This window comes from Streptomyces sp. NPDC001732 (assembly GCF_053596315.1).
Genome location: NZ_JBSFFY010000037.1, coordinates 18,630 through 30,913, shown reverse-complemented (window position 1 = coordinate 30,913; position 12,284 = coordinate 18,630). Strand labels below are relative to the sequence as shown.

Here is a 12,284-nt window from a genome sequence, read left to right as displayed (position 1 = left end):
ATTGGTTTCACGCGACGGAAGGTGCTTCGTAAAGTCTGGGCCATGCACGCACCCACGACTTCCCGCACGCTCGCCGTCGCCGTGGTCCAGGCAGGCGCCCGGCTCTTCGACACCCCCGCCAATCTCGCCGCGGCGGAGGAGTGGATCCGCGACGCGGCCGGGCGCGGCGCCCAGCTGGTCGTGCTGCCGGAGGCGTACCTCGGCGGCTACCCGAAGGGCCTGGACTTCGGGGTGACCGTCGGCAGCCGCACTCCCGAGGGGCGCGAGCTGTTCCGCCGCTACTTCGAATCGGCCGTCGAGATGTCCGGGCCCGAGGTGCGGCGCCTGGCCGACGTGACCCGCGAGCTCGCCGTGCACGCGGTGGTCGGCGCCATCGAGCGCGCGGGCGGAACCCTGTACTGCGTGGCCCTCTACTTCGGCCCGGAAGGATATCTCGGCAAGCACCGCAAACTGATGCCGACCGCGGCCGAGCGGCTGATCTGGGGGAGCGGCGACGGCTCGACCATGCCGGTGATGCAGGCCGGGCGGGCGGCTTTCGCGGCGGCGATCTGCTGGGAGAACTACATGCCGCTGTTCCGCACCGCCCTGTACGGCAAGGGCGTGGACATCTGGTGCGCCCCCACGGTCGACGACCGCGAGAACTGGCAGGCCACCATGAAACACATCGCGCTGGAAGGCCGCTGCTTCGTGCTGAGTGCCAACCAGTACCTGCTCCGTTCCGCCCTGCCGGCCGACGTCCACCCGGTACAGGGCGACGAGCCGGACACCGTGCTCATCGGGGGCGGTTCCACCATCGTCTCCCCGCTCGGCGAGGTACTCGCGGGCCCGCTGCGCGACGGCGAGGGCATCCTCACTGCCGAACTCGATCTCGGTGAACTGGCCCGTGCGCGCTTCGATTTCGACCCCGTCGGCCATTACGCCCGCCCGGACGTCTTCACCCTCGGCGTCGACGAGACGCCGCGCACCGCGCACCCCTGACCGCCCGCCGACACCCGCCGGCCTCGACGGGAAAGCCCGCCGAACCCCTGCCCCGCGCCCAGGCCCGCGTCCGTGCCCGGCGCCCATGCCCGAGTCTTTCCCCGCGTCCCTGCCTCAGCTCCGCGTCCCTGCCCCGGGCTCGCGGCCTTCTCCTCCCCGCCCCTTTTCCCTTCCCCCGCCTTCCCCTCCCGTGGCGGGCCGCACTCCGCCGCGACCGCCCCCGCGTTCATCGGCGGCGCCGTCCCCAGGGGCCTCCGGGGCGTCCGCGACCCGGAAAGGGGACGGGACCCTGTTCAGAGCCCCGGGAGGTCGTCGACGGGAGGCCGGGGCCGGGGGATGGGGATCTCGCGCTGCACGTTCGTGCCGCCCGTGTTCACACTCACGCGGACCGCGCCCGGGGTGGTGGGGGACTGCTGGATGGTGAGGCCGTACTGACGGACCTCTGCCGCCCGGCAGAGCGGATTGAGGAGGTCGGTCACGACCTGCTGAGTGTCGGCTATCTGCTCAGGTGGGCAGTGCCGCAACCGGAGCTCCGCAGCGACGACGCGCTGGGCGTGAGGGATCGAGCCGAGGGCTGCCGGCATGCAGACGTACATGGATGCCTCCACTCCTACGGGACGGCCGAGGGAATGCTTTCAGCCGTGTGGCCTAAACCACTATCAAAGATGACCCGACACTCTGCAACCCTGCAGAGTGCGAGTAAGCGGGAGCTGCTGGATCGTGGAGGGTGGCACCCGCCGACCGAGAAGGGATTCATCTGCCCGTGTCACGGCCCCGCTCCGGCCCCACTGTGGCCCTGCGCCTGTTCGCCTCCGAGCTGCGCGCCCGGCGTGAAGCCGCGGGCTTCACCCTGGAGGCCGCCGCTGCGGCGCTCGGCGTGCACGAAATGACACTCAGCCGTCTGGAACTCGCCAGAACCGCCCCGCGCCGCGCGACGGTGAGCCACCTGCTGCGCCTGTACGGGACCCCGGACCCCGAGGCGGAGGCGGTCCTGGCCTCGCTGGAGGAGGCGCGGCAGCCGGGCTGGTGGCACCCGTACCGCGACATCCTCCCCGACCACCTGGCCGGGGTGATCGACCTGGAATCAGCGGCCAGCCTGATCCGCACCTACGCCCCCGGCGTGGTCCCCGAACTGCTCCAGACCCCCGGCTACGCCCGCGCACTCCTGGAACTGCGGCACCCCCGCGCCGACCCGGAGGAGATCGGCCGACGGCTGCGGCTCCTGGAAGAACGGCAACAGCACACCATCCACCGCACGGACCGTCCCGTACGGTTGTGGGCCCTGATCGAGAACGTCGTACTGGAGCGGGTGATCGGGGACCAGGAGGTGATGGCCGAGCAGCTCGCCCACCTGGACCACTTCGCCGAGCGCCGGGGGGCAGTCACCCTGCAGGTGATCACCGCAACGGCCGGCCAGCACCCGCTGCTGCTGAGCGGATCCGCGGACATCCTGCGCTACACCCACCAGCAACTCGCCGACCGGCTGATCGTGCGCGGCCTTCACCCGGAGGCCACCACGGTCACGGAGGACCAGGGGGCGGTCCTCGCCTACCTCGCCGCGATGGACGCGACCGCGGCCCTCGCCCCGCCCCCGACCAACCGCATCCGAACCGGAAAGGAACCCCCTTCATGACCGACGGCACGCAGGACCTGGACCTCCAGCCCGAGAAACCGCACTCCGCACGGTTCTGGAACTACCTGCTGGGCGGCAAGGACAACTTCGCCGCCGACCAGGAACTCGGCGAGCAGATCAAACGCGAGTACCCCGGCGCGGTCGACCTGGCCCTCGCCACCCGCGCCTTCCTCGGACGGACGGTACGGCACCTGGCCGGAGAGGAGGGGTACCGGCAGTTCCTCGACATCGGCACCGGACTGCCGACCGCCGACAACACCCACGAGGTCGCGCAGCGCGTCGCGCCCGACGCCCGGATCGTCTACGTCGACCACGACCCGATCGTCCTCGCGCACGCCCGCGCCCTGCTCACCAGCACACCCGAGGGCGCCACCGACTACGTGGACGCCGATCTGACGGACCCGGACACGGTGCTCGCCCACGCCGCGCGGACGCTGGACCCGGACCGGCCGGTCGCGCTGATGCTGATGGCCGTCATCGGCCACGTCACCGACCCCGCCGAGGCCGCCGCCCTGGTCCAGAGGTACATGGCCCGCCTCGCACCGGGCAGTTGCCTGGTGCTGTGCACGACCCTGGCGTCACCCGAGGTCGACGCCGCGAACGAGTCCTACGCGGCCTCCGGGACCATCCCCTACGCGGCGAGCTCCGCCGAGGCCATGGCCGCGATGGCGGAAGGCCTCACCATCCCTCCGCCCGGCCTCGGCCCGATCAACCGCTGGTTCCCCGACCCGCACACCGGCCCCGGCCCGGACACCGAGCAATGGGGGTACGTCGCCTACAAGACCGCCCGGGGCGTGTCCGGAAAGCCGGGGGAGCCGGTCGTCTGACGCGCCCCGGGGCCGGCCGTCCACGGCCGGCCCCGGAGCGCTCGGTGGTGCCACGGGCGTCTCGGCCATCGAACACACCCGGCATCGTGGGGGCCGCGGGAGGCGCCCCCGGGCCCCTGGACGCACCGACAGGCTCGGGCCGAGGTGCTGCGCGTCAGTCCTGGGTCGCCACGGACAGAGCCTTGGTGACCATGCGGGTGGCGAAGTCGTGGTCGTCGGTGAGCCGGTTGATGTGGTCCGCGAGCAGCAGGGCCGTGGCTTCCAGCGAGTTCATCTCGTTCTCGGTCCAGTCTCCGTACTGCTTGCGCCACAGGCTGGGGCTCAGGCCGGTGCCGGCCGCGACGACCAGCCCGGTCATGGTGGGAATCACTTCGGGGCGGACGCTCTTGGGCATCATGCGCATCGAGGCCACGAAGCTCGGCACCACGTACTCGATGACGTCCCTGTCGTGCTCCTCATAGGTCACCCGCAGCCACTGCATGAACATGTAGACGAGCGTGCACATGCCGTCCACCACGTCATCGACTTCCGCGGGACCCAATGACGCAGTGAACTGGTCCATCAACTGCTGCTGCTCGGAGTCGGCACCGGGCTGGCCGTCGTAGACGGCTTTGAGATGGGAGTCGAGCGCCATGAGCGCTACACCCACATCGCCGGCGGGGGCGTACGCGGGGTCGCAGGGTGATGACATGGTGTTCCTCCTCGGATAACCGTGGGCAACGCAACGCGTTCGTACGGTAGTCACTGGAGGGGTGGAAGTCCGACGAATCCCATCGGAAACCCCCACACGTCATAACGGCAGCAGGACGGGAAGGCGGTGAAGACCGACAGATTCCGGCTGCGTCGGTCCGACGCCGACGCCGACACCGACCGCGAGCCGATCCCTGCCGGGGCAGGCGCGAAGAACGGTGGAGAAAGCCGGTGGGCTCACCGCGTCGTCCGGCCAGGACGAAGGCATTCCCCGCTGCTGCCGCCGCTGCCCCTGCTCGCCGGAGCGCACCTGTGCTCCGCAAAGGCCCGTTGCTGCCGCTCCTGGACGTGGCGGAACAGCGTTCCGCATAGCCGTGCTGTACGGCCGGGCCTGCGCCACGCGTTACGGTGGGCCGGATCTGTTTGCGCGAAATCGCATGGGGTGAACCGACGGTGACGGTACGACAGGGGTGTGGAACGCGCTTGGTGGCGCTGTGCGGCGCTTTTGAAGTGCACGGCCGTCGGCGTCCGCAACCGATACGGAAGTGGTAGGCGTCATGAGTGACATGTGGACCGGTGAGAAGGTGCGCCTGCGAGGCGTCGAGCCCGAAGACTGGGAAGGCTTTCGCGACCTGGCCCGGAACACCCTCGACGTCCGCAACGCAGACCTGGTCGCCCCTCCGCGCTCCGCCGAGAGTTTTCGTTCCTGGACCGCTGAGCGTGCTGGGCGTTCGCCAGGGGGCGAAGCATTCCGTCTGGTGATCGAGACACTGGCCGACCAGGCATTCGCAGGGTCCGTGACAGTCGGAGAAACCGACAGCCGCGCGGGACGGTTCAAGACGGGGATCGAGATCGCCCGCGATCATCGTCGCAAGGGGTACGCGGCGGAAGCAACCGAACTCGTCCTCACCTACATGTTCGCCGAACAGCGCCACAACAAGTGCGAGGTGGAGGTCTACGCCTTCAACGACGCCTCCGTCGCCCTCTACCGCAGACTGGGCTTCGTCGAGGAGGGGCGGCTTCGCCAGCATGAATTCTTTGCCGGCGGCTACCACGACGTTGTGCTGCTCGGCATCACCGCCGCCGAATACTGGGCCGCACACCAACGCCCGTCGGTGCGGTGATCTTCGCGGCACCTCGTCGTCGGTGACCTCGTCGTCCCCAACCACTTCGACGACGTGACCGGCCCCGGTGCGGCCCCGGCGGGCGGAAGCGCGGAACCGACCCCGGCAACACCCCTCCTCCTGGAACTCGCCCCGAAACCCGCCCCGGTCGACGGGCCCCCGCCGTCTCCTCCACCGCTACGACGCCCCTCTCCGTCCACGGCCCCAGCCACCGGCTCAAGAACCGACCAGAAGTCATCGGGCAGGACACCGACGTGGCCTGGCCATCCCACGTTACCGAGGGCGACCGAGCTTGATCATTCGTCGGGGAGCCGCTGGAAGATGTCGGAGAACTCGTCGTTCTCGATCAGCCCGGCGATTACGTCAGTCATGCTGTCGATGCCGGGATCCCGGACAATCAGGCCGTCCGAGAACCAGAAGTACCGGCCCCCGAGAGCCTCGTCGCTTCCCTCCCAGAGCTTCATCAGGCGCTCGACTTGCGCGACGGTGAACATGGTCGCGCTCCAGCGAGATCCGTCCTTGAGAGTCACGAGGACATCGACGTCGCAGACCGCCTCCAAGTCCTCGCCCTCATTGGGCAGGAACGACGCCTCGAAGGCTTCCGCGCGAACCCGGTACCAAGGTTTGTCCCAGCCCTTTTCCACCGATCCGGCCGGCATGCTCTGTCTCATCGCACAAGTGTCCCGGGACAGCGTCCCGGGCTCAACCAGAATCCGCTTGGGCCCGGTCAAGGCCTTGCCGCATGCCGGAGCGCGATGGCACCACTACCGGGAGCTGAACGTCCGGGTACGGAAGCGGGTGACCGGATGCCGGCTTTGTGGGCGCGGCGGGGCAGTGAGGAAGTCACGGCCTGACGGCTTGAAACCGCCTCTTCTCTTCTGGAGTACCTGATGTTCAGCGCACGGCTGCGCTCAGGTGTCTTTCCCGTCAGGGGCGAAAGGGCTGTGCGTGGTGAGGAGGCGGCAGGGCACAGCCCGTTCTGTCGTCGTGCCGGTCTCGTCCTGTTCCACCCGGTACAGCCGGGCCTGCGGTGTACGGGTCACGGTCTCCACCGGCCGACCGTTTCGAAACAGGCGCCGACCCCGTCTTCCAACGCCCAGCCGACGCCGAGTGCGCCAGTTGTGACGGCCGACGGGCAGGAGGCGCGGCGGCCTTCTTCACTGTCGTAATGCGGGCGGACGGAGCCGGACAGTCGAACGGTGCCGCCACGGACCGCCGAGCCTTTCGTGCGTGCCGGAATCGATCAGTCCCTGTTCCTCGGCGAGACGGATCACGGTATCGGCAACGCATTTCGCCGGAAGCCGGGCGTCGACCACCCGCGCCCCGAGCTGCTTGACGCCCCTTTGAAATCCGGGAGCCCAGCTGAGTAGCCATTCGCGGGTGACACCAGTACGTCCGAAAGTCGTGCTGCGCGAGGCCACCCGGCGCACCATGGTCTCGGTGTCCAGTTCCAGCAGGATCACCAGATCGAAGCGCGGTATGAAGCTCACAACGTTGAGGGCGGTACCGCACACGAACAGTGTGCCGGCCGCCTTGCGCAGGAGCGCGTCGAGGCGTGCACCGTCCCAGTGCCAGTGGTGAGCGGCCAGCCATGCCGAATCGGGCTCGGCCGGGTACTCCACGCAGCGCCCTTCGCCGTCCACCCACCGGGCCAGCACTTCGTCGGAGTCGACCGCCGTCAGCCCGCGCCGGTCGAGTTCCCCAGCCAGTGTGCTTTTCCCCGCACCGGCTACTCCGAGGACCAGTACAGCCGCCACGGCAGCGTCATGCCGTTCACGGCGGCGCGCGAGGTGGTTGTGAGGCGTGGTCACGTGGGGCGCATTGAACGGGTGAGGGCGGCGACGGCCTCGTCGACAGGCGTGTGGCCGGAGACGAGCTCCAGCGTCCGGCCCGCGGTTTCGGGGGCGGCCAGCAGGGCCACGAGGACGGCGGCCACGTCGGCCCGCTTCACCTCGCCGACCCCGGTGGATTCGGCGAGGCGGACCATGCCGGTGGCCGGGCCGTCACGGAGCCATGCGGGCCGCAGGACGGTGCAGTGCAGGAAGGGCCTGGACAGGAGGTTCTCATCGGCTTCGCCCTTGGCCCTGAGGTAGGTCTCGACGAGCGGGTTCTGCGGGTACCGGGCGCTGCGGTCGGCCCCCATGGCCGAGAGCATGACGTAACGCCGGACGCTGGTGAGCTGCGCCGCGTCCGCGAGGGTCAGGGCGGCGTCGCGATCGGCGGGGTGCGCCCGGCCGGGCGCGTCACCCAAACCTGCACCGGCCGCGTAGAGCACCGCGTCCGCGCCCACGAGCCGCTCGGCGAACTGCTCCGTCGAGGCCGTGGCCAGGTCGAGGAGAGCCGGGGTCGCTCCGGCGGCGCGCACGTCGTCGGCCTGTCCGGGACGGCGGATGAGCCCGGTGACCTGCCACCCCCGGGTTGCGAGCAAACGGGTTGCGGCGAGTGCGACCCGGCCGTGACCACCGGCGATAACCACATGCATGACACGCATAGTAATCATGCGTACACTCTGTGTTCAAGCTGGTGTGCGAGTGACGGCACCGGGGCTGCGTAGTCCCGGGCCGGAAGAGACGGTCACGCCCCCTTCGCCACCGCCCGTCCCCGGCACCCGCCGCACACGTATCGCATACGGGGAACCGGAATGCCACCGCCCCGGCATTACAGGCTGCCGCTGGTTGAGGAGGATCATGACCGACGACGAGGAAGCCCTTCCCCTGCACCGGCTGCCGGTCGAGGCTCCCGGCCCGCCCCGGCGCACGACTCTCCCCGATGGCAGCCCCGCCTGGCACTTCACCCGCTACGACGACATCCGCCAGGTACTGGCCGACGCCCGGTTCGTCCGCGCCGTCCTGCCTGCCGCAGCTGCCTCGCCCCTCTCCGACACCACTGACGCCATGGCAAAACAGGACGGCTCCGCGCACACGCGACTGCGCCACATCGCGAAAGGGATCTTCACCCCTCGCGCGATCGACCACCTCGCACCGCTGGTCGCCGAGGTCACCGACCGACTGGTCGAAGACCTCGTCCGCCACGGCCCGCCCGCCGACCTCGTCGACCACTACACGCGGCCCCTCCCCATCGCCGTCATGAACAAGCTGCTGGGAATCCACGACCTCGACGACACCCGGCTGCTGCACTGGACCGAATGTGCCTTCCCCGACGCCTCGGTTCCGCACGACGAAACGGCAAAGGCCGCCCAGGAGTTCACCGAGTTCACCACCCGCCTGATGGCCGAGCGCAGACACGCCCCCGGGCCGGATCTGATCAGCACCCTCGTGCACGCCGCCGACCGCGAAGGCGGCATCCCCGAGTCCCACCTCGTCAACCTCGTGACCACCCTCGTCGTGGCCGGATACGACACCACCATGACCATGCTGGGCAACAGCCTCCTCTACCTCCTGAGCGAACGCCCGCAGGACTGGTCCCGCCTGGGTACCGACGAAGCGGCCGCGGGAGTGTTGGCCGACCGCCTGACCCACCTGATCCCGCTCAACGACCCCGAAAAGCGCACCAACCCGCTACGCGCCACCGAGGACCTGGAGATCGCCGGGACAGCCATCCGGGCCAAGGACCTCGTCACCCTCGACCGCGGCGCGGCCAACCGCGACCCCGCGGCCTTCCCCGGCGACCCCTTCGCCGACCTGTTCGCCCCCCTGGAACACCCCACCCTCGCCTTCGGCGGGGGGCACCACTACTGCCTGGGAGTCTCCCTGGCCCGCACGGAACTCCGCCTCGCCCTTCACCGGCTGGCCGCCCGGCTGCCGGCCCTGCGCCCGGCCCTGACGGCCGACGCCGTCGAATGGCGCGCGAGCGCCCTCACCCGGAGCCCCCGGCACCTGCCCGTCACCTGGTAGTCGCCGACCCCGCTCACACAGGACCCGCCCGCCCAAAGCCGGCAGGGCGATCTTGCAGTGCGCGGTGCCACCCTCGCCGTCGGCCCTCTTGCCCCGGGCGAGGGCCGTGCGGGATCGCTGCGGACGGAGAGGGCGCCGTGTTCGGAATTTTGGGAAGACCCCGACCCTGTCCTGGCCCGTGGGGCGGGGAGACGCTCCTGCCCGGCTGGATCTTCGGACCCGCGACGCGTTCGACGCCGTGATCTTCTACGCGGAGGTCTTCGACTGGACCCGGGCGCCGGGCGGCTGCACGATCGACTGCGCCGAGGACCACGTCCTCGTCCAGACCGGGGGCCGCACCGTCGCCACCCTGTATGACGGAGGCGCCGAAACCGCCCCGGACCCAGGAATTCGGCCCCGCTGGAACATCGACTTCCCCCTCGAAGACCGCAAGCAGGCTGCTCCGGCCGCCGTCACGGCCGGAGGCGAGTCCTCACCGGTTCCCCTCCCGTGGACACCCCGAGCAGCGCCTCCATCATCCGCGACTCCGAAGGCGCTCCCCCCACCCTGTCTGGCACCGAATGAGGGCCGGGGCGCCCTGGCGTCGGCCACGCGGTCCCTTTGCTCCGGAAGGCTCAGCGGACAACGACGACCAGCAGAAGCTCCTGGACGTCCTCCACCGCACCGGCGAGCGCCGAACCGTACGGTATTCATCGGTAAACGTGTCACGGCAGTGAGCAGAACCAGTCATTCGCCGCGGCCGGTGATGAAGTCGCGTACCCGATCGACCAGCCCCAGCCCAGGGGAGAGGATCCTGCTGGCCGACGCGGAGCTCGGGGCGCCGGGGTGCGGGCGAGTGGGAGCCGTCTCCTTCGCCATACGGACCTCCTGCCCCAAAAGATCCAGAACCTCCGGACCACAGGCCGCCCGGAGTCGACTGAACAGATTGCCTTCCTCGTCCTGGACGTGCGCGCGGACCTCGGTACGGAGCTTGACGAACAGGTGGATGAGCTCGGGATCGTCCGCGTCCATCCCCTCAAGGTTTTTCAGCAGCCGCTCGACACGGCTGTGGTCGGCAACCGCCTTGTCGGCCAGTGCATCGCCGCCCGGGACATGCTCCCGCACTGCCGGATACAGGTGCTGCTCCTCTGCGACTGCGTGCCGTACCAGCTCAATGGTCAGTTGGTCGAGCAGCCGTCTGCGTTCCGAGCCTCGTGCCGGAACGGCTTCGATCCGGTCGAACAGTTCCTCCACCTCACGGTGGTCGGCCGTCAGCTCCTCGATGACATCGCCGCCATGCCGCATGATGCACACCACCTTCGGGTCCAGACGCGCGCCCGGAGCCGAACGCGCGGAGAAACGAAACGCGTTCCCAGCCGCGGAACGGCCCTGCCGACTCCACAGGTCGGATCTCGGTCCCGTTCGGATCGAGAAACAGGGGCCCGGCGCTCTTCGGCAGGAGTGCTTCGCCATCAGGCCGCCGGACCGGGGACGGAGTACGGCCGGACGCGCGGCTGCTCCGACAGAGCCGGTCGCCGACAGCCCTGTGCGAAAGTGGCCGCACTGGGCAGGCGCCGCAGTCACATTCCTGGTTGCCGTCCCCCGGGTCATACCAGAAGTGCGAAGGCGAGGAAGAAGGCAGCCACAAGCACCACGACGACAAGGATCGCGATCAGCGGGCCCCGGGCCCATCCTCGCGGGGGTTCATGGCGCGGTCCCGCTTCCGAGGTGCTGCTTTCGGCGGGCGGGGTTTCGCCGGGAGGGACGCCGCCGCCGGGCTCCAGGCCCGGGGTGTTGCGCGGATCAGGGTCAGGATTTCCTGTGTTCATGTGGTGTACCACCCATCCGCGATATCGGGACGTGATTCCGCCGGGCGAACGCGTCGGTCCCGAGGCTCGGATCCGCAGTGCGCTGCGCCGACGGACCGGGGAGGTCGACCGGTCGGTCCATCGGCCGAGGGCCGTGCCAGGTCCCCAAGAGCACGTCCTGGACTCCCCACGGCAGCCCGCCGGCGGGCAGCAGGGTGGGCGGCGCTCGGTTGGCTGCGGGAGACAACTGCTCGCCGCGTACACGCGGTGGCTTCCTCGGAGTCCGCCGCGCTGCCGTCGATACCATCGTCGATGGCGCTTGTTGGCGGGTGCCCTGGTCCGGTCCTACGAGGCGTGCGCCGCGTGGCGTGCCGACCGCCGACCTGATGATGTGCCTTCGCCATCGACCATGTCGTCGCTCAGCGTCCCTTTCCGCACCGAATCCGTTCACCAAAAACACCGTGTGTTTCGGCCGCACCGTCTGCCGCCTGCGCGTTTCGCGCCCCCGGCCTCAGTCGGCCACGGGGCGCAGCGACTCGGGTGGGGTCTCCCGGTCGTCGTGCTCGTAGTTCGCGAGGGCCAGGCCGATCGCGAAGAAGGTCGGCGCCCACTCGCCGACAAAAATGCCCCAGTGATCCGCGCGTCCAAGTCCGCGGCACTCCGCTTTCAGGGACCCGGCCCACGAGGCCACGGCCAAACCGATGGAAAGGAAGCCTGCGCAGTATGCGTGTTCGGATTTCAGGCCCTTCTCGTGCAGCACCTTGATGATCATGGTTCTCCCGAGAGTGACGGAGCTTCCCCCTCTCACCACTGTCGCTCAGGAGGGCACCTCCTGCATCTCCGTCCGGGATCGCCGGAGGAGAAGCTCGTGGCCAGGAGCCGGGCAAGCCCCGCTGCGGGCTGTTCCGCCGGCGACCTGACCCGGGCGAGTCCAGGGGGAGCCTGGGCAAGCGCCCCGAGCGTGGAAGCCCCCGGAGGCGTGGTTCAGCGTCAACGCCTTCTTCGTCTCCGACGGAGCGGGGCGTCGGTTGAGGACGTGCGGGATGTCGGTAACGGCCTCTTCGAAGGCGGTGACGGTGCCGTGGGGGCTTTCCAGCGCAGGGTGGCGAGGACGAGGGCTTCGAAGTGCAGGCCGACGGGGCCCGCACTCGGGGGTTCGAGCCGTGGTTGGAGCGTGATCACGCGATCTCGATGGACTTTTCGATCCACGCGTCACCGGGTTCGCGTCGCAGCCGTCGTTCTGGCCGTTCTGGACGGCGGCGGAGGTCGTGCGGCTGTCGCACGCGGCGGTGGAGCTTTAGCGAATGCTGTGCGGGGCGAGCACATCCCTGTCTGCGTCATTACCGCGATGAAGAAGGGACTGTAAAACGTTCGGTGTAACTCCCGACCAT

At 69.6% G+C, this 12,284-nt stretch carries 13 protein-coding genes; 5 read left to right on the top strand and 8 right to left on the bottom strand.

What is annotated here, in order from left to right; all coding sequences use genetic code 11:
* The first annotated feature begins 42 nt into the window (after nt 1-42).
* Entirely contained in the window at nt 43-978 is a 936-nt protein-coding gene (locus tag ACWCXX_RS27870) for a nitrilase-related carbon-nitrogen hydrolase (RefSeq protein WP_451131869.1), read from the top strand.
* A gap of 293 nt (nt 979-1,271) precedes the next feature.
* Here the strand turns inward: ACWCXX_RS27870 and ACWCXX_RS27865 are convergent, their stop codons facing one another.
* Complete coding sequence (locus tag ACWCXX_RS27865) at nt 1,272-1,574, bottom strand: hypothetical protein (RefSeq protein WP_451131867.1); 303 nt, start codon at nt 1,572-1,574, stop codon at nt 1,272-1,274.
* A 167-nt stretch (nt 1,575-1,741) separates the two neighbouring features.
* On the opposite strand from ACWCXX_RS27865, the gene ACWCXX_RS27860 reads away from it, so the two are divergent.
* Together ACWCXX_RS27860 and ACWCXX_RS27855 are read left to right on the top strand one after the other, a co-directional pair.
* Nucleotides 1,742-2,611 carry a helix-turn-helix domain-containing protein gene (locus tag ACWCXX_RS27860; protein WP_451131865.1) on the top strand — a complete coding sequence of 290 codons (870 nt, stop codon included), beginning with the start codon at nt 1,742-1,744 and terminating at the stop codon, nt 2,609-2,611.
* Nucleotides 2,608-3,438 carry an SAM-dependent methyltransferase gene (locus tag ACWCXX_RS27855; protein WP_451131863.1) on the top strand — a complete coding sequence of 277 codons (831 nt, stop codon included), beginning with the start codon at nt 2,608-2,610 and terminating at the stop codon, nt 3,436-3,438. Before ACWCXX_RS27860 ends, ACWCXX_RS27855 begins: the two co-directional genes overlap by 4 nt.
* 154 nt (nt 3,439-3,592) lie before the next feature.
* On the opposite strand, the gene ACWCXX_RS27850 is transcribed toward ACWCXX_RS27855, so the two are convergent.
* Nucleotides 3,593-4,129 carry a hypothetical protein gene (locus ACWCXX_RS27850; protein ID WP_451131861.1) on the bottom strand — a complete coding sequence of 179 codons (537 nt, stop codon included), beginning with the start codon at nt 4,127-4,129 and terminating at the stop codon, nt 3,593-3,595.
* A gap of 556 nt (nt 4,130-4,685) precedes the next feature.
* Between ACWCXX_RS27850 and ACWCXX_RS27845 the strand changes: the two genes are divergently transcribed.
* Nucleotides 4,686-5,252, top strand: coding sequence for a GNAT family N-acetyltransferase (locus tag ACWCXX_RS27845; RefSeq protein WP_451131859.1), 567 nt, complete (start codon nt 4,686-4,688; stop codon nt 5,250-5,252).
* 296 nt (nt 5,253-5,548) lie between these two features.
* On the opposite strand, the gene ACWCXX_RS27840 is transcribed toward ACWCXX_RS27845, so the two are convergent.
* The 3 genes from ACWCXX_RS27840 to ACWCXX_RS27830 form a co-directional block, all read right to left on the bottom strand.
* Nucleotides 5,549-5,923: a hypothetical protein gene (locus ACWCXX_RS27840; protein WP_451131857.1), complete on the bottom strand. Its 375-nt coding sequence runs from the start codon at nt 5,921-5,923 to the stop codon at nt 5,549-5,551.
* Between the two features lie 486 nt (nt 5,924-6,409).
* Nucleotides 6,410-7,063, bottom strand: a complete 654-nt coding sequence (locus ACWCXX_RS27835; RefSeq protein ID WP_451131855.1) for an AAA family ATPase — start codon at nt 7,061-7,063, stop codon at nt 6,410-6,412.
* Nucleotides 7,060-7,734 carry an NAD(P)H-binding protein gene (locus tag ACWCXX_RS27830; protein ID WP_451131853.1) on the bottom strand — a complete coding sequence of 225 codons (675 nt, stop codon included), beginning with the start codon at nt 7,732-7,734 and terminating at the stop codon, nt 7,060-7,062. The genes ACWCXX_RS27835 and ACWCXX_RS27830 overlap by 4 nt, the downstream gene beginning before the upstream one ends.
* Before the next feature lie 205 nt (nt 7,735-7,939).
* Between ACWCXX_RS27830 and ACWCXX_RS27825 the strand changes: the two genes are divergently transcribed.
* Complete coding sequence (locus ACWCXX_RS27825) at nt 7,940-9,106, top strand: cytochrome P450 (protein WP_451131851.1); 1,167 nt, start codon at nt 7,940-7,942, stop codon at nt 9,104-9,106.
* A gap of 726 nt (nt 9,107-9,832) precedes the next feature.
* Here ACWCXX_RS27825 and ACWCXX_RS27820 read toward each other — a convergent pair.
* The 3 genes from ACWCXX_RS27820 to ACWCXX_RS27810 form a co-directional block, all read right to left on the bottom strand.
* Nucleotides 9,833-10,390, bottom strand: a complete 558-nt coding sequence (locus ACWCXX_RS27820) for a hemerythrin domain-containing protein (protein ID WP_451131849.1) — start codon at nt 10,388-10,390, stop codon at nt 9,833-9,835.
* A gap of 302 nt (nt 10,391-10,692) precedes the next feature.
* Nucleotides 10,693-10,914, bottom strand: coding sequence for a DUF6480 family protein (locus ACWCXX_RS27815; protein WP_451131847.1), 222 nt, complete (start codon nt 10,912-10,914; stop codon nt 10,693-10,695).
* 490 nt (nt 10,915-11,404) lie between these two features.
* Nucleotides 11,405-11,665, bottom strand: a complete 261-nt coding sequence (locus tag ACWCXX_RS27810; RefSeq protein ID WP_451131845.1) for a hypothetical protein — start codon at nt 11,663-11,665, stop codon at nt 11,405-11,407.
* Between the last annotated feature and the right edge of the window lie 619 nt (nt 11,666-12,284).